The sequence below is a fragment of the Occallatibacter sp. genome (assembly GCF_036502485.1).
Classification (GTDB): Bacteria; Acidobacteriota; Terriglobia; order Terriglobales; family Acidobacteriaceae; genus Telmatobacter.
Genome location: NZ_DASXYM010000028.1, coordinates 1 through 21,036 on the forward strand (window position 1 = coordinate 1; position 21,036 = coordinate 21,036).

General features: G+C 61.5%; 16 protein-coding genes. 8 read left to right on the forward strand and 8 right to left on the reverse strand.

Annotated features, from left to right (window positions below):
- From VGL22_RS05110 to VGL22_RS05120, 3 genes are all read left to right on the forward strand, one after another.
- On the forward strand, positions 1–875 hold an 875-nt coding region (locus tag VGL22_RS05110), incomplete at its 5' end, for a hypothetical protein (RefSeq protein ID WP_465265815.1).
- A complete protein-coding gene (locus VGL22_RS05115) occupies positions 872–1,582 on the forward strand; it encodes a hypothetical protein (protein ID WP_465265816.1) in 711 nt (236 codons plus the stop codon). The genes VGL22_RS05110 and VGL22_RS05115, both read left to right, overlap by 4 nt.
- A 926-nt stretch (positions 1,583–2,508) precedes the next feature.
- Positions 2,509–2,742 (forward strand): helix-turn-helix domain-containing protein, encoded by a 234-nt coding sequence (locus VGL22_RS05120; RefSeq protein WP_465265817.1) that lies wholly within the window; start codon positions 2,509–2,511, stop codon positions 2,740–2,742.
- Positions 2,743–2,791: 49 nt separating this feature from the next.
- Here VGL22_RS05120 and VGL22_RS05125 read toward each other — a convergent pair whose 3' ends face one another.
- The 3 genes from VGL22_RS05125 to VGL22_RS05135 all read right to left on the reverse strand — a co-directional run bounded on the left by VGL22_RS05125 (position 2,792) and on the right by VGL22_RS05135 (position 7,976).
- Positions 2,792–4,039 (reverse strand): tyrosine-type recombinase/integrase, encoded by a 1,248-nt coding sequence (locus tag VGL22_RS05125; protein ID WP_465265818.1) that lies wholly within the window; start codon positions 4,037–4,039, stop codon positions 2,792–2,794.
- A 696-nt stretch (positions 4,040–4,735) separates the two neighbouring features.
- Positions 4,736–5,467: a lipid-binding SYLF domain-containing protein gene (locus VGL22_RS05130; RefSeq protein WP_465265819.1), complete on the reverse strand. Its 732-nt coding sequence runs from the start codon at positions 5,465–5,467 to the stop codon at positions 4,736–4,738.
- A gap of 235 nt (positions 5,468–5,702) precedes the next feature.
- Positions 5,703–7,976, reverse strand: a complete 2,274-nt coding sequence (locus tag VGL22_RS05135; protein ID WP_465265820.1) for an alpha-amylase family protein — start codon at positions 7,974–7,976, stop codon at positions 5,703–5,705.
- A gap of 476 nt (positions 7,977–8,452) precedes the next feature.
- Between VGL22_RS05135 and VGL22_RS05140 the strand changes: the two genes are divergently transcribed.
- The 3 genes from VGL22_RS05140 (at position 8,453) to VGL22_RS05150 (ending at position 12,440) form a co-directional block, all read left to right on the forward strand.
- Positions 8,453–9,688, forward strand: a complete 1,236-nt coding sequence (locus tag VGL22_RS05140; protein ID WP_465265821.1) for a caspase family protein — start codon at positions 8,453–8,455, stop codon at positions 9,686–9,688.
- Positions 9,689–9,712: 24 nt separating this feature from the next.
- Complete coding sequence (locus VGL22_RS05145; protein WP_465265822.1) at positions 9,713–11,224, forward strand: transporter; 1,512 nt, start codon at positions 9,713–9,715, stop codon at positions 11,222–11,224.
- A 166-nt stretch (positions 11,225–11,390) separates the two neighbouring features.
- Positions 11,391–12,440 (forward strand): ketose-bisphosphate aldolase, encoded by a 1,050-nt coding sequence (locus VGL22_RS05150; protein ID WP_465265823.1) that lies wholly within the window; start codon positions 11,391–11,393, stop codon positions 12,438–12,440.
- 76 nt (positions 12,441–12,516) lie between these two features.
- Here VGL22_RS05150 and VGL22_RS05155 read toward each other — a convergent pair whose 3' ends face one another.
- Entirely contained in the window at positions 12,517–13,656 is a 1,140-nt protein-coding gene (locus tag VGL22_RS05155; RefSeq protein ID WP_465265824.1) for a TIGR03118 family protein, read from the reverse strand.
- A gap of 406 nt (positions 13,657–14,062) precedes the next feature.
- Between VGL22_RS05155 and VGL22_RS05160 the strand changes: the two genes are divergently transcribed.
- Positions 14,063–14,248 (forward strand): hypothetical protein, encoded by a 186-nt coding sequence (locus VGL22_RS05160; RefSeq protein ID WP_465265825.1) that lies wholly within the window; start codon positions 14,063–14,065, stop codon positions 14,246–14,248.
- A gap of 74 nt (positions 14,249–14,322) precedes the next feature.
- Positions 14,323–14,802 carry a DUF4126 domain-containing protein gene (locus VGL22_RS05165; RefSeq protein ID WP_465265826.1) on the forward strand — a complete coding sequence of 160 codons (480 nt, stop codon included), beginning with the start codon at positions 14,323–14,325 and terminating at the stop codon, positions 14,800–14,802.
- Between the two features lie 260 nt (positions 14,803–15,062).
- Here VGL22_RS05165 and VGL22_RS05170 read toward each other — a convergent pair whose 3' ends face one another.
- The 4 genes from VGL22_RS05170 to VGL22_RS05185 form a co-directional block, all read right to left on the reverse strand.
- Positions 15,063–16,553: a DUF6600 domain-containing protein gene (locus tag VGL22_RS05170; RefSeq protein WP_465265827.1), complete on the reverse strand. Its 1,491-nt coding sequence runs from the start codon at positions 16,551–16,553 to the stop codon at positions 15,063–15,065.
- Between the two features lie 198 nt (positions 16,554–16,751).
- Entirely contained in the window at positions 16,752–18,044 is a 1,293-nt protein-coding gene (locus VGL22_RS05175) for a cation:proton antiporter (RefSeq protein WP_465265828.1), read from the reverse strand.
- 155 nt (positions 18,045–18,199) lie between these two features.
- Positions 18,200–20,476: a hypothetical protein gene (locus VGL22_RS05180; protein WP_465265829.1), complete on the reverse strand. Its 2,277-nt coding sequence runs from the start codon at positions 20,474–20,476 to the stop codon at positions 18,200–18,202.
- Positions 20,473–21,036 (reverse strand): hypothetical protein (locus tag VGL22_RS05185; protein ID WP_465265830.1); only part of this gene is annotated, 564 nt, incomplete at its 5' end. The genes VGL22_RS05185 and VGL22_RS05180, both read right to left, overlap by 4 nt.

Consider the following 21,036-nt stretch of genomic DNA (forward strand, 5'->3'; position numbering starts at 1 on the left):
ATAGCCTCTTCCTTTGTATGCGGGGAAATGTGGCTCAGATCTATCCTCAGGTCCGATTCCGGTTATCTAAGACGCAGGTCGATATCATCGCCCCAGGGATCGAGCTGCTGTTCCTGTCCCATCAGACTCATCAGCAAAAAGGGACCTCGCCTCTGGCTTATCCCTTCCGCATCCTTCCCCCTCCCCGCGGCTTCGACCGCGGGCTCTATAACCAGACCTTCATGGACAAAACACTTGCCCTCCGGAAATCCATAAGAGCCAGATTTCACAACGGCCGCTGGGTGCAGATGGATGCCTTTGAATTACGCGCCGCCATCTTCGCGATTCGCGCTAACGTCGAATACGCGCGCCTTTTGAGACGCCAACAACGAAGTAAGGATCTTGAGATCAAAGCCAGGTTGCACATCGATGACAAGTCTATCGCTCAGTTAAAAGCGAAGTCGCATCGCGTTATCCATTCGCTGGAACGGCACATGAAAAAAGCGAATAGAGCTTTGATCGCGGTAATTGGAAAGGAACAGTACTCGGCGCTTACGATTGCTTGGAAAGCGCACCTGCGATGGATGCGTTTGCATATCGCCTACTGCAAGCCATGGTCAAAGCCGATTCCGGGCCGAAGAAAACGGCAGCAGCAAGACTTGGACGAGTTGATGGATATGGCCAAGCGCGGTCTACGCAATGCAGGCTATCAGCCTCCGGAAGAAAAAGAGCTGCGACACATAATGCGACTTTACGCTCGATACGCTCGAGCAGGTCGGCAGGGCGACTGGACAATCCAATTTCTGCTGGGCAAGAGAACAGACTTCAGCAGGACCTACCATTTGGCACATTTCGTAATCGACCGTTCAAAACATAAGGAGCTATCTAAATCGTGACGACGAAGAAAAAAGCTGACAAGAACGAGAAACACCTCAACCAGAATGCTCATCAGCGTGCCATGACAAGCCCGGAAGTTCAGGAAGTGTTAAAGGTCCTTCGAGTTCGTTGGACCAAACTCAGTCGGCTGCAACGGGGCGAAAAACTAAACGTATTGATCGGCTTCAACTGTTCTGCGCGTGGGATCGCCAACGAATTAGGGGAACCGGAGTCGACCATCCGCAGGTACATCGCACTCGCCAATCCGCCGGAAGAAGGCAGCGATTGGATCGCACAGATGAAGAGCACGATAACGAAGCGGCCCAAGAAGCAAGGCACGGAGGGTGATGGTGAGGAGGTGAGTCCGTTACTGTCCAAAATTCGAGCCAAAAAGATCGTGGTGACAGCCACCCTGGAGTCGCACCCAGCACAGGATGATGCGCACACCTCAACAGCTCAGCACGCAACGCAGATCACTTCCCATCTATCGACCGCAGCCAAGGAACCCCCAGTTGTAAGTGGCGCCAAGAGTGTGCAGGAAAATCAAGCTAGAGACGACACCCCCAAAAAGAGCTTGGCTGATGCCTTCTTGAGCATGGGGAGAATCCATCCGGACAAACTACAACGATTGGCAGCAATTTCCGAACAAATTGAGGCGAGGCCATTACGGAGCGCAAACTCGATGAAGCGGCAAGGTAGACCATCGCCGCTCAAAGATCGTCACTGATCCGTCTCATAAGCCTGCGAGAGCCTTTTGAAACGCCCTTTGCCACCACCCTACCTGTCACTTATCTAATGTCAGCCCTTTGTCCGAATTGCCGGAACCGGCGAGGTCACCCGTTTCCTGCACGGTCTCGCCTTCGCCGGCGTCCTTATTGATATGCGACCGGAAGAGGAAATCTTTGCCAGCAGGGAATTTGATAAGCTCCGCCGGCGGTGCTACCTGTGAAGTTCGACAACACTCCGCCCTGCTGAGTTCTTGCGCCAGGACTCGCGTCAGCATCCTACAACCGTCCGAAGTGAAAAATGAGGCGTTCTCAGGTTCCTATGCGGGAACCGTCATGGAATCAAGCTGCTAAGAGGAAAATCAATTAAATATCGGTCGTTTACAGGTTACTGAGCGGTAATCATAAGAAAACCGGGGACTAAATAGCAAAATCCATGAAAATCATCTGATTTTTGTTTACCCGTGGAAGCAATTGAAGGCGGGGGATTGCAGTGTGGGCCTACTGCCTGATGCCCAACTACGTCCACATGATCCTAAAGCCAACGCGAGCCGACGACCTTGGCCGCGCCGTCGGTGAAACCCGCAGGCGTTACACCAATTTCATCAACGCGCGCGGACGCTGGACCGGCCATCTGTTCCAGGGGCCTTCCCCTACCAGGGGGGAAGGCGCCCGGGGCAGTGTTATCATACGATTGGGTAGTGTGCGAGCCCTGCAAACGCGCAACAACTGAATAGCAACTTGGGTATGTGGCGTGGGACGCCCGCCGGTTTCGCAGCCGGTCCCAATCGAACGCCGGAAGAGTCTTGACTCCCGCGAGCCCCTGTAATCGCAGAGGGGCCGTTGGCCGGAAGAGGCAGCCTACCGTTTTAGCCGGAGCCTCACGCGGTACCAGTCCACCCAGGACAACCGCCCGGAATACCTAACAATGGCAGTTGTCGTAATGACTCCCGCGGTAGATCTCCCGACGCGGATTGAACGTATGGACGGAGCCATGTCCGCTCCCACCCTGGCCCGCTTGCTTGGCATGGGAAGATCGGCCGTCTATGAGATGGCCTCGACCGGCAGAATTCCCCATTACCGGCTCGGGTCGACGATCCGCTTCGACCCCGCCGTCGTAGCCGCATGGCTCCGACAGCGTGAAGTGAAGAGGGCAGCCTAACGTAGAAAGGGGAAGGCCTGAGCCGTCCCCCCTGCTTCTCTTCCCTATTTCAGTCCCAGTTCACGGCGTTGATTCTTGCCTGTGCATCCTTACCCTCCGCCGGCCGAAGATAACGCATCGTGGAGCCCATGTCGGAATGTCCCGCATACGATTGGACCGTTCGCAGATCGAGTCCGTTTCGTAGCAGCGTCGTTAGGTAGTTCCGGCGGAACCGATGCAGGGTCCATTCCCGGCAGCCCCACTTATTGTTCTTGCAGCCGTCGCACTTCTCACACCCGAGACCCGCCCGCGCCGCAAGTCGCTTGAGATGCACCAGCAGTTTCCCATCCGGGGTGCCGTTGCTCGTTGGGACTATCAGGCCCCCACGGTTCCGCTCCGGTCGAGCCTCACGCCAGCACCCGAGTTCCCCGAGCAGGTCAGCCGGGATCGGAATATCACGTTCTTCGCTGTCTTTGATCCGGTGATTAAACTGTGGCTTCGATCGGACCCTGAAGACAGATTCCGACCAGTAAATATCCGTGTACTCGGAGCAAGCCAGTTCGCCTTCCCGCAGCCCGAGTTTCATCGCCATGCCGATCACGATTCGCATTCGGCCTTCAGCCGCAACGAGAATCCCTTTGATCTGGTCCGGGGAGTAGACGGTCGGCAATCGTTCATCGTACCCGGGTTCGGGTGGGAACACCGACTTTACATCTACCCCGGCGAATCGCATGATCGCCCGGAGCCGTGCGTGCTTGTTTGCCACGGTTCGGTCACTGAGCCCGCGCTTGCGGAGTGCGGCGTGGAACCGGAGAACATCCTGCCGGGTGACCTCGTCGACTAGTGTCCTCGGGCAGGACTTCAGGAACTCAGGCATTACCTGACGTGCCTGTGTCTCCGCCTCGAATGCTTCCCGGTGGTGGGCATCCAGGTAATACTCATCCGCCATCGCCCGGAGCGTCTTGCGCTCCGTGATCTCGGCCACCTTGACACCCGCTGCCTCAGCAACTGCCACGGCGCCAGACTGGACCTCGATCCGCTTGCGTTCTGCCTCGGCCGTTACTGCATCCCTGCCAGCCGCCCGGTAATGCGGCCGGCGATCTTCGATGTACCGGACTTCGTAGGCCGGGTGATCGAACTTCACCGCCACCCGATCGACGACAGCATACCCGGGTTTCACCCGGCCATTGCCAGCGTAGGCAGCCGGGTAACGTCTCCACTTGTCCTCGTGCTTGACCCTCAGCACCAAGGTTACGGCCCGGGCCTCACGCTCATACCCCGGCCGCTTGACTACCTTTTCCAGCTTCGTGGTTTTCATGCTCTGGCCCCTATCCATGGACCGTCTAGGTATCTCCCAGACCCTCTATGAATGACAATAGCATGACAACGGGCATAGTCAAAGCCGATTTATGTTTGTTTTCAATTGCTTATAAGTTGTATGCATTGAATCTCCCCCTCTCCGCCAGCATTTTTTTGTTCCTCATTCAAGTTTATTTAGATTTTTCGATGTAGTTTCCAATCCAACAAATGCAAGCCGCACCCTGTCAGATCAGCGCGTCGCCGCTGAAATCAGACTGGGCCTATACTCCCCGTCAGAGGAGCACCCATGCGGAGTCAGATCACGGCCGCCGAACCCGGTGAACGGTTTGCGATCCCGCTCGATGAGGCCTGGTACTGCGAGTCCTGCCGGGTAATTTTGAATGACTCGACCTGCTTTTGCTGCGCGAGTCGCGAGCATATCCACCGGTTGGCTGCGTGGCTGGACCGGGATAGCCAAGCTCTTCGGGTTCCCGACAGAGGCGTTTTCATTACGGTGACGCCTGAATCGAAGAAGCTGCCGAAGGAGGCAGAGGGCACCCGTGGGCCGCAGCGATTACCGCGCGCCTCCTGAGGGCGCGTCTTACGCCGCTGGTACTTCCCTTCTCCAAGGAAAGGTTTTGCTGACGATACCTGGCAGTATGGCAGGTCGGCATCCCGGATCTGCGTGGAGGAGAGCCGGGACGCATCCTGACATCTACCTGGCTTTTTGGGCTTTTTTGGCGGTTTTGGCGTTCAGGGTGGCGACGAGCGGGGCGCCGCCGGGGGTGGGCTTGACGCTGCTTCCGCGGACGATGGAGGTTGCGTCAGGGTTGTTGCCGTAGAGGCGGTTGTTGGCGTCGTTGTCAGGAGAGACGGTGGCGCCGCCGATGGAGACGCCGGCGAACATGCCCTTGGACCGGCCGTAGGAGTAGACCTGCGCATCCGTGGCGGCGGCGGCTGTGGCTCCGCTGGGACCGGCGGCGGCGGTGGCATCGGTGCCCATCTTGGTTTTTCCGCTAAGTATCTGGTTGACCACCTTTTTATCCATGATGAGCAGGACGAAGTCAGTGGAGGAGCCGCCAAGCTGCAGGCCGATGCTGGCGCCGCCCATGGTCATCATGGCAGGGGTGGACCATTTGCCGGTGAAGTTGTCGCCGCCGCGGCAGAGCATGGGGCCGCGGCCGCCGCTTCCACCGACGCCCACGCCGAACTTCTTGACGCCGGGCAGGACGACGATACATTTTGCGCCGCTGAGGACAGCAGCCGGAATTGTGTCTCCGTTGAGCATGCCGGTGGCAACGATGTTGGCTTTCTGAAGGGTGTCTTCGTCGGATTGCTTGTCGGCCGCTGAGGCGGGGCGAACAAGCAGGAGGGTGGCTGCGACGAGAATGCAGGGCAAGGCCCGCGCCAGGCGGGCACGGGTGTTGGCGGTGGAGGATTGCACCATGAAGTCTCTCCTTTGCAGGGTGTTGGAGTTGCTGTCAGCCCTTCTGCGCGGCTCTCGGCGTGAGCCATGCGCGGGGCCTATTTCCCTCAAATACAGCGATTGCCGGCGTTTTCTGCGTGCATCAGGAGCAGGGCGCAGGAAGGCGCGAGGGACGACTGGCTGGCATTCTCCAACTTCTCCGTCCGGTCGTCGATGCGTAGTTTCGTCAGGGGGGCCGGGCGAGCGGAACCGGGGCTCAGGCCAGGGTGATGGCCGCGACTTCGTATTCGCCAAGTGAAGGGATTGTGAACTGCAGGGCGCCTGCTTCTTCGCGGTGGGGGACGGTGGTCCCGGCCCGGAGCAGGTCGACCTGTTTTGCGCGGACGCCGGAGGGCAGCTTGAGGCGGACTTGCTGGGGGCCGAGGGGTTCGATGGACTGCAGCCAGCCGTGCTGGGCGTCGGGGGTGTTGTAGTTGAGCAGGTGGATGGCATAGCCGGGGGCGGTTTCCCAAGCGAAGACCTCGATGAAGCCGGGGCCGTCGACGTGGAGGATGCGCTGGTCGCGGGTGAGCCAGCCGATGGTGTTGTGGATGAGGCGCAGGAGGTCGCCGTGGCCGGTGATCCAGTAAGAGCGCTCGATGTCGCCGGCGAACCAAGCAGTGCGGCCGGCGCCCGAATCGCGCAGGACGACAGCGGGCTCGGTGGTATGGGACTGCGGCGGATAGGCCAATTCCGGCGGATAGTGCACGAAGCCCGGGACGACGGTGAGAAGCGGATCGGGAACGGGCTTGAGGGGCACGCGGTTATCGGCGCCGGGGAGCCAGTTGGTGTCAGTGAAGCGGTTGAGGAGCGCGTGAGGCGATGGCGGGTTTTCGATGCGCGCGTAGTAGGGATTGCCGTTGGTGCCGATGGCGTCGGCGGCTTTGCCGATGGCGAAGAGGGCGGCGAGGCCGAAGTCGGAGCGGGGCTTCAGGTTTTCGTCGTAGAGGCTGGTCTCGAAGCTGCCCATGAGCGATCCGCCGGCTTGCACGTAGGCGCGCAACTGGTCGCATTGGCGATCGCTGAGCATGGCGACGTTGGGGAGGAGGACGGCGCGGTACTTCTTGAGTCGATCCAGATCGAGACGGTCTTCGTGGATGTAGTCCCAGGCGAAGCGGCCGCGCAGGAGGGCGTCGTAGATGCCGTTGGTGGTCTCGCGCATGTAACTACGGCTGCGGGCGGTGGCGGGGCCGGGGTAGAGGAGCTGGGTCGCCTGCCCAATCACGACGCCGATGTTGGCGAGGGAGCGGCGGGTGGTGAGGTGGGCGTCGTGCTGCGCGGTCCAGTTGAAGTAATCGCGGCCGACGGGCTGCCAGCGGCGGTCTTCGTCGAATCCGTTCTCCGCGCCGACGAAGTGGAAGTAGGGCACCATGCCGCTGGCCAGCGTCTGGCTGAGCCACATGCGGGCTTCGGCGGGGTTCTTGGAGGCGTTGCGCCAGCCGGGGGTGCTGCTGGAGTAGGCTGCGGTGACGTTGGCGGCGAACTTGCCGTCGAGCACCGCGTTGCAGACGCGGCCCTGGAGGCTGCAGCCCCAGATGGCCGGCTCATGTTGCGTGCGGCCCTGGTTGTCGGCTTGAAACCAGGCCAGGATTTTGGCGAGCTGGTCGAGGTTGGGGCCGCCGCGCACGTTGCCGCCGGAGTTGGCGAAGAAGAAGCTGTCCTTCTTTTTTTCTTTCGCCAGCGCGTCATAGCGCTGCCATACGTCGAGGACGCGATCAGTGAAGGCGCGCCAGTATGCGGGGGTATCTGAGGCGGGCAGCTTGCTGCAGATCGCGCAGTGACAGTCCGGAAGCGATCCGAGGGGCGGCCAGCCGTTGGAGTAAAAGCAATCCACGTCATAGAGAGAGTTCACTTCCCGGATGATGGCGGGGATGTAGTCATCCATATAGGACGAGAACATGCAGGTCTTGAAGAGGCGCGGCTCTTCTCCGCTGAACTGCACGGAGCCGTCTTTGTGGCGCATGGCCCATTCGGGATGGGCGGCGAGGGCGTCCGGCCAGTTGAGGTCGGGGCTCATGCGGGCCACGACGCGCATGCCGCGCTGGCGGGCGGCGGCGGCACATTCGCCGAAGAAGTCGCGGCCGTTGAGGTATTTGCCGTGGCGGTGGAACGGCACTTTGGACGGGTAGTAGGCGAGGATGCCGGTGACGCTGACGAAGACGATGTCGGCTTTGGCGGCGTGCCAGTAGTCGGCCCAGGCGTCGATGTTCATGACCGCGGGATCGTGCTCGGTCATGTTGGTCTGGCCGACGCGGCGCACGCGTTTCTGCCATGGCTCGGAGGATGGATGGGGCGGGGCCATGCGCGGCGGCAGTTCAACCAGGCGCAGCTCGTCACCGGCTTGTTTGGCGGCGAGGATCGGGGGGGCATAGAGGACCGGGGGGGCGTCGAGGATTGGAGTCGAATCAAGGGCACTCAAGCGGGAAGCGAGCGGCAATCCGGCGGCGCCCGTGATGAGGCCGGATTTGAGGAAGTTGCGGCGGTTGAGCACAGGATTCTCCGGGAGTGCAGCAGCGGGACCCAGTGTAATACCCGCACATTCGCACTGCCGCCCGGCGCGGCAGAAGACGCTGTCACAATCGGTGCGCCGGAGCCACTGAAGAACTGCTGGACTGTGCACGGGAACTGCGGTAGCATCGTCGCAATCTCGTGAACTAAAACGAGATGCTCTGTTCCCCGACAGTCTTGAGCACGCACAACAGGATTGAGAGCGACGACACTGTGAGACGCAGGGTTCTTCCCCGGTTCTGCCAGTCAGAATGCCCCTGAGTCAGTGAGTCAATGAAAGCCCGTGCACCGGAGAGAACCGCGCCTTGTTCGCTGGCGCGCACAGGTATGCGCTGAGACGGCGTTCTGCCGTGCTGGGTCTCGAGAGCAGCAACAGGGCAAATGAATGGAACGCGTCACAGGATTGGCCGTTTTTCGGCCCTGAATGAAAGGCAGAGATAGGTGTTCCGTAGCGGGCCAATGCGGCTTGGTGTGTGGGCGTGGGTGCTGCTGACGCTGGTCCCCTGGTCAGCTTCCCAGGTTCCGCTGCAGAGGTCCGTCCAGGATGTGAGCACTCCCGCGGCTGTGGACAATGCGCCGGGGCCGTACTTTGCGCTGGTGATCGGTATCAGTAAGTATCCATCGCTGCATCCGCTGAATACGCCGCTGCGGGATGCGGATGCGGTGGCGGACCTGTTGAGGACCAAGTTCGGGTTTCAGACCACGGTGCTGCATGAAGCGACGCGACTGCAGATTGTGAGCGCTCTATGGGACTACCGGCGCATGCTGCCGAAGGACTCGAACCTGCTGATCTACTACGCGGGTCACGGGTCACTGGACGCGGACACGAAGATCGCCTATTGGCTGCCGTTCGACGCAGAGTCCTCGAACAGCGCGAACTGGATCAGTTCCGATGACATCAACGCATACATCAGCGCGATTCCGTCGCAGCACATTTTGATCATCTCGGACAGTTGTTACTCCGGGTCATTGAGCTTCAGCCGGGACGCGGCGATCGACACCAATCCGGCGAATCGGCTCACGTATCTGACGCAGATGCTGCAGCGGCGCTCCAGAACGCTGCTGGCGAGCGGCGGCAATGAGCCGGTGGACGATGGAGGAGCCGATGGGCACTCGGTGTTCGCCGGGGTTCTGCTGCAGACGCTGCGCGAGATGGATCAGCAACAGTTCAGCGCCAGCGACATATTCACGGTGATTCAACACCGGGTGGCAGGCCATTCCCAGCAACTGCCGCAGTACAGCTCCATCAATCGATCCGGTCACGATGGCGGCGATTTTGTGTTTTCAACCGACATGGGGCACCGGGTGGCGACTCTGGGAGGCCGGGTGGATATACCGACGGTTGCCGAGGTGGACGTGCAGGAGCAGGCGAACGTACTGCTGTCGCGGTATCAGAGCGCGTTTGAGCGGGAGGATCTTGGAGCCCTGCAGCGGTTGTGGCCCACGATGCCTGAAGACAAACGGAAAGGCAACGAGAAGTTTTTCAATACTGCGACCGAAATCACCTTGACATACAAGCTGCTGGGCAAGCCTGTGTTTGCAGATAATACCGGTCAGCTCGTCTTTTCCCAGGACATGAAGTTCAAACAGAACGGACGGATGGAAAAGTTAGACACGCCCAAAGTCACGATGACGCTGCAGAAAGTCTCCGGGCAACGGGGTGGGGACGAGTGGCAGATCAGCAATATCAAATGAGCAGCACGAACAGAAGGAGAGCTCATGACTTGCAGCAGACCGGTTTGGCTTTTATATGGGTGCGCGCTTGCAGCCATCCTCAGCAGTGCATCGCAGGCTCAACCCAATCCCTCGTATGGGACGGTAAGCAGTCCGTGTCCGACGCAGACTCTCGCGGTCTACAGCGGGGTTGCGCCGAGTCAGTCCAGCGATCTGGTATGTGTGCTGCCGCAGGTGTTTGGCTCCGGGGGCCTGGTGGGCACGAAAAACGGTGGACCACTGAACGATGCGACAGATCACGAGGTGCACTTCCAGGCATCGACCGTGCGCAGCTTCGCGCCGCTCAATGAAGAGATCGGCATCCAGCTGAACAACATGCCGCTGGCAGCGCCGGTGGCTCAATTCCTGTTTCAGGGCGGAGCCGTAGTGAGCACCACACAGGATTTGGGACCCATTCTCACCGACACTGCGGACACGCTGGGCAAGGGGCGATTTTATTTCAGTGCAGGTTTCCAGCACTTCGAATATGACCGGGTGGATGACGTCAACTTCAAGGCAGCGGACACCGTTTTTCATCACGAACTGGAGACGTGCTCGCCGCCAGACCCTATGGCTCCGCTGGATACGAGTCCGACGGCGTGTTTGTCAACGGGGGTAGTGCGCTACGTGAACGACATTGTCACCAGTCACAACGGGCTGAGCCTGAGGATGGACCAGTTCTCGATGACGGGTGCGTTCGGCGTGACCGACAGCCTTGATGTGGCGGTGGTGGTTCCGGTGGTGAGCATTCATCTGGGCATGTCGTCGGTCGCGAAGATCTACAATCTCGGACCGGTTTCCGGTCCCGACGCCATCGCTCCGTGCGATCAGGAGCACACTTTCGCGGGCACGAACGATGCGACGGCATGCCTGAACCAGAGTTTCTCGAAGTCAAGCAGTACGGCCGGTATGGGCGACATGCTGATACGCGCCAAGTACCGCACTCTCAAGGGGGAGAAGACCTCCATAGCAGTCGGAATGGAGTTCCGGCTTCCTACGGGAGACGCGTACAACTTTCTGGGTTCCGGCACGTGGGGTGTACGGCCCTTTGGCATCGTCACCGCGCATCTGGGCAGAATCTCCCCGCATGGGAGCCTCTCGTTCCAGGGCAATGGTCAATCGCTGCTGGCGGGAGACGTAACCGGAGCCGCCGTACAGAGGGCGCATCTGCCGGACGTGATTTCCTATACGGGCGGGGTGGACGCGATGATCACCCACCGATTTGGCGCGGCTGTGGACTTTCTGGGCCAGACCTTGCTGAGCGGCGCGCGGGTGACAGCCGGAAAGTATGACGGCTATGTCGACCCCGACGTGGGCAACCAGCCCGGCTATACGATTGCGGCGCAACCGGACCTCCACACTTTTACATCGACGTTCACGCTGGCAAGTGTTGCGCCCGGGATCAAGCTTGTGCCGGTCAACAATCTGACTATCATGGCGAGCGGGCTATTTCGACTCAACGACACAGGCTTGCACGCTCGGCCGGCGCCGATGCTGGGGGTCTCTTATTCGTTTTAGGCATTGTTAGGCATTGGTTCTGAAACGGCGCGCCTGTGCGAACCCTGTCGGTTCGCACAGTATTTGCTTGTCACCCTCTGCTACCATAATGACGATTGCAGTTCCCGCCGCCGGGCTGCGCTTTGTGCGAGAATCGTGCGGCCGGAGCAGAGAAAAGGAGATTTCAATGCCTCTTGTTTCAATGCGGCAACTGCTCGACGAAGCCGCGAAGGGCGGCTATGGCGTCGGAGCTTTCAATGTCAACAACATGGAGCAGATCCAGGCCATTGTAGGAGCGGCCAAGGAGACCAATTCGCCGGTCATCATCCAGGCCAGCCGCGGCGCGCGCAAGTACGCTGAAGACAAGTACCTGTTCCACCTGATTCTGGCGGCGAACGAACTGCATCCGGACGTGATGATTGCGATGCACCAGGATCACGGCAACAGCTTCGATACGTGCAAGTCGGCGATCGAACTGGGCTTCACTTCGGTGATGATGGACGGCTCGCTCAAGGATGACGGCAAGACGCCCTCGTCGTTTGAGGAGAACGTCGAGGTTACGCGGCGGGTGGTTGAATTTGCGCACGAGCGCGGCGTGACGGTGGAAGGCGAAATCGGCGTGCTGGGCGGCGTGGAAGACGGGCATGGTGCGGGCGGCTCGGGTCTGGAGCACATCACCGATCCCGACCAGGCGGTGGAATTTGCGGAGCGCACCGGCGTGGACGCCCTGGCGATTGCCATTGGCACCAGCCATGGAGCTTACAAGTTCAACAAGAAGCCCGACGGCTCGGTGCTGAAGATGGATGTACTGATCGCAATCCACGAGCACCTGCCGCACACGCACCTGGTGATGCATGGTTCATCCTCAGTGCCGAAGGAACTGCAGGACATTGTGAACCAGTATGGCGGACACCTGAACCCCACGTGGGGTGTGCCGGTGGAAGAGATTCAGCTCGGCATTCGCAATGGGGTGCGCAAGATCAACGTGGACACGGACAATCGCCTGGCTCTGACGGGCGCGATCCGCAAGGTTTTTGCGGAGACGCCGGAGAAGTTCGATCCGCGCGACTACCTGAAGCCGGCACGTGACGCGATGCAGAAGCTGGTGGCTCTGCGCATGACGCAGTTCGGGCAGGCGGGACACGGCAAGGACTACACGCCGCTGACCATCGCGGATATGGCAGAGGGCTATCGCAGCGGCAAGCTGGACACCCGGCCTTCCATGGCTGCCCACTAAGTTCTGACGCAGGATCAACAGGAAGGGCCGCTTCGCTGCAGCGAAGCGGCCCTCTTCTTTTTTCGGAACGGCTCGATTACAGATCGCCGCCGAGGAGGTTTTCTACAGCGGTGAGAGTGCCGAAGAGGCCGTGCTGTTCGCCGCCGGGGCCGGCGGTGAAGTAGAGCGTGGTTGCCGGGCCCGAGGCGCCGCCGCTGCCGAAGGCGATGCCCCAGAGGCCGTCGATGGTGACGGGATTATTGTCGGTCCCATACAGCGGTCCTCTGAGTCTGCCGCTGGCCGCGTCGTAGGAAAGGATGTTTCCGCTGCCAAACTGGCCGACCAGGATGTCGTGGCTGTTGGCGCCGAAGTCGCTGGGAGCTTGCGCGAGTCCCCACGGCCCGTTCAACCACATGCTGTGCTCAAAGCGCTGGAGCAGGCGGCCGGTGGGCGAGAACACGTCGACGTAGCCGAGCCCTGGGCCGTCCACCTCGTCGTGTTTTTCGCTGTCCTGTTTGGCGAAGGCGACGTATAGATTGCCGCCGATGTTCTGCACGTTGAAGGGAGCGAAGCCGTGGGGGATGCGCTCATCGCGGAAGGCATTGTCATCGTCGTCACGGTCGCCATCGCGGCCGAAGCGGACGAGGTGGAATTTTGTGTCGTAGACGGCGATGCGGCCTTTGCGGAAATCCGCTGCATAGAGGTAGTTGCTGTGAGTGCCCTGAGGATCGCCCACGGTGGCCATTGCCAGACCCTTGAACACGGACGCGCTGTGGGTGTTGACCTTGATGACGGCGGTGGTGGGCTGTACGGCGGGGTTCCAGCCGGAAATGGTGCCGTCTTCCGTGGCAAAGATGAACTTGGCCGGAGCGCCGGAAGCGAGATTGAAGTCGGTGGTGCCGTTGAACACCTGGCCGGTGGGAGTGCCGGACTGGCCGCTCTCCGCGCCGGGGATGGTGACCACCAGGGGCACGATGCTCCCCGTGCCGGTGTAAAGCGTGGTGACGCCCATGCCATTGTCCGAGACCCACCAGGGGGTGGCGGTGCCGCGCGACATGCCCCAGGCATTGACGAGGTTGGGGTCAGTGGCGGCGGCCATTCCGGGCTGATCGGACACCAGGTTGGTTTGTGCGTAATGTTGTGTGGGCTGAGCTGCCAGTCCTGCGGAAAGGCAGAGAAGGCCGGCGGCTATGGGGATGACACGCGGCGCGAATTTCGCGAATGACCTGCTAAACATAGTCCTCCTTGCGCCTGCGTATTCGAGCGGCAGGCTGCGCGAAAACGGGGGGAGCCCTGACAATTTCTGAATGGCTGCAGGCTTTTCGGACTTATAGCAAGCCGCCGCTTTGTGGTGGTCGCGTCGACTTGACTGCAATCGCTTCGGACACAGCCATTCAGGAATTGCTTTAGCGCAGCTTCAACATAGATTCGCGATGGTGTTGCAAATGTCAGGCAATTGTCAGCAGAAGGTGATTTGGTGGTCGTGCTGGCGACGGTGGCGCAGCGGGCGGGAGCGGGCGAGTTTTCAGAAGCACGAAGAAGTGCGGCTACCGGCGGCCTGAGGCCCGCGGTCGCGCATGAAACACGTGCTCCGCGGGGAGCATCCTACCTCCCAGCAAGGCGAAGTTCTCAGGAGACGATGCATGCCCGATCAGCCCGACGATCCGATTCACTACGACATGAAAATTCCGCCGGAGCCAAAGGACGCGACTCTGCACAAAGACGAAGAGCGGCGCGGGTCTGACGAAGCCAGCGAAGCTTCAGAGAAGCTGGACCGCTCCGACGATCAGCAGAGCAAGGCAAATCCTCCGGGGTCCGCGAACCGGTAATTGAGGGATAATGTTCACGCAAGCGGCGACCTGGCAAGCGCGTTGCGCCAGGGGCACGGCGCGGGGGAGGGTTCATGCGTCTATTCTCGACATTTCTGCTGGGTGTGACGGCGGGGTTGCGCTCGATGAGCGGCCCGGCCGCGGCAGCCAAAGCCGCGCGGCGCGTGGAGGCCTCAGGAGTTGCGCCGTTTCTCGACAAGGTGAACCTGCCTGCGATTCTGGCCATGCTCGCGCTTGGCGAGATGCTCGCGGACAAGCTGCCCTTCATGCCCGATCGCAAGGCGCCACCGGCGTTTGCGTGGCGTGTGGTGGCGGGGGCGCTGAGTGCGGCAGCCGTCACGTCGCGCGAGGATTCGCTCGCGCTCAGCGTGATCGCGGGAGCCGCCGGAGCGGTGACGGGGACGTTGGGCGGGTCGGCGCTACGCGCGCGGCTGGCTGAGATGTTCCATCACGACTTCCCAGCCGCGCTGGTGGAAGACGCGCTGGTGGTGACGCTGGCCGCACTTGCGGCGAAGGGCCTGGAAGCTCACGAGGGCTCCCCGGTCAGCGCCTGAGGCGCGCCGCCCGGCGGGTTTTCGGAACAAGAGACAACCATCGCAGTCAAGCGCCCGAAAGCATCCCTCAGAGGCTAAGCCGCGACGATTCTGCGCAGACTATCGACACGCCTTCGATTCCGCTCAGGGCGGGCTGAATTCGCGCCCCTCCAATACACAGTCCCTGGCCTCGAGTTTTCAGGCAGCCTTGCGATCCGAACAAGAAAAAGCCGCTTCACAGTCAGGAGAACTGTGAAGCGGCTTTTGACTACAGATGCGGGTTAGCGCGGTGGACGCCCGCCCCCACCCGACGACGGTGCAGGACCGCTCGGGGCAGGGCCGCGGGACGAGGATGAAGGCATGGTCGTGCCGGCAGCGCCGGACGATCCGCCCGACATGCGGCCCGACCCGGCGGACAGGGAGTCGCCGCCCATGCGCGGGGCCGCGACTCCGCGATGAACCGTAGCGCCCAGCACAGCGCCGCTCGATGCGCGGGTGTTCATGCCGTTGTTCATGGCTGGCGCACTGACGTACACCTGCGTGCTGGCACTTCCATGATTGATGGCGTGCTCGGAAAACTTATCGAGCTTGCCGAGGGTGTCGCGTGGAATGCCCAGCCCCGCGGAATCTTTGCGGAATTCGAACGAATCCGCCGACTTGAGCTCCGACCGAACCAGCGGACGGGTGCTGACCGGCATGAGGGTTGGGCCGCCCTGCGCGGGTGGCTGGCGGGGGATGATCGGGCGCGGGTTGCTGCCGCCGGGTCCGGTCTGGGTGGGGAGCATGGAGACGTTGTTCAGGCCCATCCAGCTGTTTCCAGGCATCCAGCCCCAGCCGGTTCCGGGGCAGTAGTTCCAACTGCCGGAGTGGTAGGGCGTCCAGCCCCACGGATAGGGCGACACCCAGGAATAGCCGCTGTTGCCGTACCACGCAAAGGACCCATTGGAATACGGATCCCACGCGGCACTTGCAAAGTAGGGCCGCCACATCATGGCGCCGGCCATGCCGCAGCCGCCGGCATCCATAAAGCTGCCGTAGTAGGAGAGGTCGTTCATGCCGTAGACGTAGGGCGAGTTATTCATGCTGCTCACCATGGCGAGGCGCTGGTGATAGCCGACAGAATTCTTGTCCCATTCGTCGAGGGCCGCGGAGGCGATATGGTTGTCGACGTTGAGCTCTCCGGCGGTGGCAAGGTTGAAGGTGACGGTCTTCTTCTTCGTCACATCCACTTCGCCCGTCTGGCTCTGGAGCTTGAGCGTGCCATCGTAGACGGCGAGCTTGGCGTCGCCCGCGCCCATATCAAGGCGGATATGGCTGTTGGGCGGCAGAATGACGCTTTGCGCGCCGAACAGGAGGGTGAACTGGTTAGCGAGGGAGGACTTCATCAGGCTGACGTAAGCTGTGCCCCGCACCACGCGAATCCATGAAACGGTCGTGCCGTTTTGCAGGCGCTCGAGCTTGGGGAACTCGACGATGGAGTTGGGTCCCATGCGCAGGGAGCTGTTGTCTTCGAACTCGACTTCAGCCGCGCCCATGGCGGTTTGCATGCGCGTCTGCTCAACGACAGGCAGATTGGCAACGGCGTTCTCCATGCCGCGGGCGATGGCGCGATCCATCTGGACTTCGCCCTTGACCTCACTCAGGCGGACGATACGAACCTTCGAAGCGGTGTCACTGGTTTTAGGAGTTTCAGCTGTCTGGGCCGTGATGGCGGCCGCAAACCACAATGTCGACAGGAAGGCTGTCGCCGCAGTCATTTTAGGCAGGCTCATGTCCGCCTCCTTCTGATTTGGCGAACCAGGGGAATGGAAGCCCCCAATCGATGCGAACGAAAGGTGAAAGCGCATCGATGGACCCGATGCTAGCACGAATCCAGCAGCTTTGACGACCAGGACGGAGCCACGGTTAGGCAAGTTTTACAAAGCGGTGACTTTCCTGATTGGTCCGGGCGGTGTGGAGGGTTGCAGAGATCAGGCGGCGCGAGGGACCTCGGCGGTGATTCCGGATGGGCCTTCGCCGGACTTGGGCGTGAGCAGCGGCCAGCCTTTGCGGAGTACGAACTCCAGCCATGCGCCGGCAAACTGCGAGGTGAGCACGGCGGCCAGGACCAGCGTGGTGTAGAACTGCGAGCTGATGATGCCGGCGTCGAAGGCGACGCTGGCCAGCACGATGCCCGGGCCGCCGCGCGCGTTGGTGGTCATGGAGAGGTTCACGAGGTCGAGGCCGCGGAAGCCTGCGATGCGGCCGGCGAGCCCGACCGAGAGCATCTTCACAACGCAACTGCCGATGAGGAACGTTACGAGCATCCACAGGCCAAAGCCGCGGATGAGGTCAAGCTTCAGCCCGACGATTGCGAAGTAGACAGGGATGAAGAACGCGAAGGCCACCTTGCCGATGGCATCGAGGGCTTCGGCGAAGATCCGGCGTTTCTTGTGCACCACGGCAAAACCGGCGAGGAACGCCGCGAAGACGAGGCTGACATCGAGCGCGCCGGCCACGGCGCAATAGGCGAACAGCACCGCCAGAGCGTAGCCGGTGGGCGACTGCTTTACGAGGACGTTGTGCTCAGCCTTGTTGATGCGCTTGATTACGCGCGGCACGATGGTGAGGCCAGCCACGAAGAACACCAGGGTGGCGAGCAGATGCAGGCTCATCTTCTTTGGGTCGAGCGCCGCCTTGCCGGCCATTGCGGTGGCGACGGCGAGTGCGAGCCACAGGACGATGTCTTCACACACGGCGACGCCGAGCACCAGGCGGGCGAAGCGGGTGTGGAGGATTTTGAGGTCCGAGAAGATTTTCGACACGACCGGGACCGATGTGACCGCCACTCCCACGGCGAGGATGATCATCAACGAAATGCGATTGCCGTTGGGGCCGGCAAGCGAGGGACGGACCAGCCAGGGGCCGAGCGCCAGGGCCAGGGCAAAGGGGATGCCGGAGCCGACGATGGCCAGCCAGCTCACCTCGCGCCGCTCTTCACGGGAGAACAACTGCTGGGTTTCCGCTCCGGAGAGGAACATCAGCAGCAGCAAGCCGAGCCAGTAGACGAAGTCAAGCACGTTGCCCTGGTGTTTGGCCTGAGTCAGCAAAGAGGAGACCGCCGGTATGCGTCCCAGCACCGCGGGACCCAGAACAATGCCCGCCAGGATCTCGCCGATCACCTTGGGTTGCCGCAGGCGCACGAACAGGTAGCCCAGCAATTGCGCAAAGCCTACGAGCAGAAGAAGGACCAGGATGAGAGAGGTGAGATCTGAATTGGACATGAAGCGGAAACCCCCGGGAATGGACCCTTTCAGGTGAGATGCCCAACCCGTTCAGGTGTTTGCTCCTGGGTTAACAGCGTGACAGGAAGCCTATTCCAAAGCCCATGGGGGAAGAGGTTCCAGCGCCGCTGGCCGGAACCTCCCAGGTGGCGCCTTTATTTGTGCGGACTGGCGGCTGGGGCAGCGCCGCTGGAGGCGCTGGGCATGGAGGAGGTGGAAGACGCCGAGCTTGTGGCGCCGCTGCTTCCGCCGTGGAAGGAACCGCCGGAGGCCGCGCCGGAACTCGCCTGTCCTCCACTGAAGCCTGCGCCGCTCGAACCGCCGCCGTGACTGACTGCGCCAAAGCCTGCAGCCCCGCTGCGCGCCGAAAAGCCGGAGTTGGACATACCGCCGCCGGAGAATCCCCCGCTCATGCGGCCGCCGACCGGGACGTTGACGGCGACGGCGTGGCCGCCCTGCAAAACCTGGTGGGACGTGACGAAGCCCTGCTGGTGATTGAAGGTCATGGGAATGGCGGTGTGGGCTACGATGCCGGATCTGGCATTGTCATGGATCGCGATGGCATTCATCCGCGGAGCGTCAACGCGCGCCAGGACCGGCTGCGCGGTACTGCGGAACTCGCGCGGCGGTGATTTGAGAAGTTGCACACCCTTGCCTGGCTCCACCCTCACGGGCATGAGGCGCACGGCGCCGTCCTTGCCCTTGATGGGCTGGAAGCCGATGCGGTTGATGGGCGGCTTGCCCTGCAAGTCTTTGGGGTGCAGAGGCAGCAGGACCTTGGTGTTGTTGAGCTTGGCCCAGCGGATGGGGCAATGATGATGACGCTTGCCGCTGACCACCCAGGCATAGCCGTCGTTACGCGGAATCCATTCGCCCGTGTGGCATAGCGCCCAGGCATAAGGATCGGCGCCGAAGTAGAACGCCTGGGGATTGTTGAGGTAGCCGGAGGGATAGAGGCCGCGGGCGCCGGGATACCACTGGGCCATGCAGGAGAACCATTCGCCGGGGTAAAGGGAACCGGGGGCGGCGATCGTGGGCCCGCCTGCCGAGGGTCTGGCGGTTTTCGGGGTAGGGGGCGGGGTGGGACCGGCGGTGAGCACGGGACGTGCCTGTGGGGCGTCGGGCTCCCAGCACATGCCGTAGGGCGGGCATTCGAAGAAATGCCCCTTGCCTTTCATGTCGGCCAGTCCAGGAAACGGCCGCTGCAAACCGGCTTCTTTCATCACCTCAGTGGACGCGCCGGCGCGGGATGCATAACGGTCGGCGACCCAGGCGTCGAATGCCGCGAAATCCGACGGCTTGCCCGCGGCTTCGGCTGTGGTTACGTGATGGCCCTCGCTTATGAACAGGGTCTTGCCCGGCTCCATCCCCACGTGAGAGGAGCCGAGGACCTCAAGGGTGCCCGTATCGAGCGCGGTGATCGACATGCCATCGAGATAGCTGGTCAGCCTCAGGTTCGACTTTTGCGGATAGCGGGTGAGCAGATTCTCAGTGGGGGTACGGACCAGGAAGGTTTCGCCGCCCATGAGCGAATCGAGGTGCGTGGCCATGGTGCCGCTCACCAGGGCGAGTTCGGAATGGGGGACGCCGCCGGTGGTGTGCAGGTCAATGCAATTGAGAACGGAGTTCTCGCCGAGGTAGATGGTTGAGGCATTCTCGAATTCGATTTCGGCGCGGCCGTCCTTGCCGGTGACCACGCTGTCGCCTTCGTTGAGCGGCAGATTCATCACCGCGGACTCCCAGGCGGGCTTGCTGGAGCTCTCATTCACGGTGGCGCGGGCGATGCGCACATCGCCTTCGAGGAAGCTGACTCTCACAATCTGCGGATAAGTGGCCTCAGGCACGCGCTGCCCGAGGATGAACACGGCGCCTTCCTTGAGGCGCTCCGAGGCATCGCTCTGCACCAGTTCCTTGATCTGCTCGGTGGCCTTTTTGGGGTCGGACTGAATCAAGGTGGACAAGGCCAGCAGCTTCGACTCTTCGCTCTGATCGCGCTTAGGCGGAACGGGCTCTCCGCGGCTGGAATGGATCTCAATCTGGAGGGCGTCGCAATCTTCAATCCAACTGCTCTTCCTGAATTGATTGCCGAGGTCGGCGCAGGTTCTGATGGCCTCGTCGCTTTTGCCGCTCTTGTTAAGCGCGTAGGCTTTCCAGTAGTACGCGCTGTCAGAGTGGGTGCCGCCCTCCTCGATGATTCTGGCGAAGGTGTTTACCGCTTCGGCCCAATGGCCGTCGTGGATGGCCTGCTTACCATTGGCATACTGCTTCGAATCCGGGGCTCCCGACTTGGTAGCGTCCTCCAGCATGCTGCTGACGGAACCGGATGAAGCTGAGAGGAGGGCCTCGGCGGGCGCGTTCTGACTATGCGCGCACATGGACCCCCCGGCCGCGGCGACCGCGGCGATCACTAGAAGTGCCCAACCCGTTCTCATGCTGCACCTCCCCTGGCAATCACGCGAACTGCTTTGGTGCGGTGCGGGTTCTTCGACCGTAACACCCGCACTTCAAAAAGGAGCCCTTCGGCGTTCATTTCGTCGCGAATGCGCGCGGCTTCGACGGCGTCCAGCCCATTGGGCCGGTTCGCGATTTCGGTCAATAGGCGGTCAAGATGGTTGAGAGCTTTCGACAGCGAAGCATCGCCGTCGCGTTCAGCATCGTCGCGGAAGACGCGGTTGGCTGCGAGGAGGCTGCGAGCCTCGTCTTTGAGCGGCTGGAGTTCGGCGCGGCCGGCTTCGACGTCAGAGTGCTTGAGCTCAACCAGGAGTTGCTCAGAGCGGTCGAGGTGATCCCCGAGAACCACGACAATGACTTTGGGCTGGGAGTTTGCAGGCGCAGCCGGTGCGGTTTGAGCCATCGGCTGCGGGGCATGGCGGTGCTCCCAGATGCGTCCCAGGTGGAAGGCACAAAAGGCCAGAACAGCGCAGCCGCCGGCGTAGCTCAAGGCCTGGAGCCAGGCGAATCGGCGCACACGGCTCTGGGCAAGCCGTGGAGG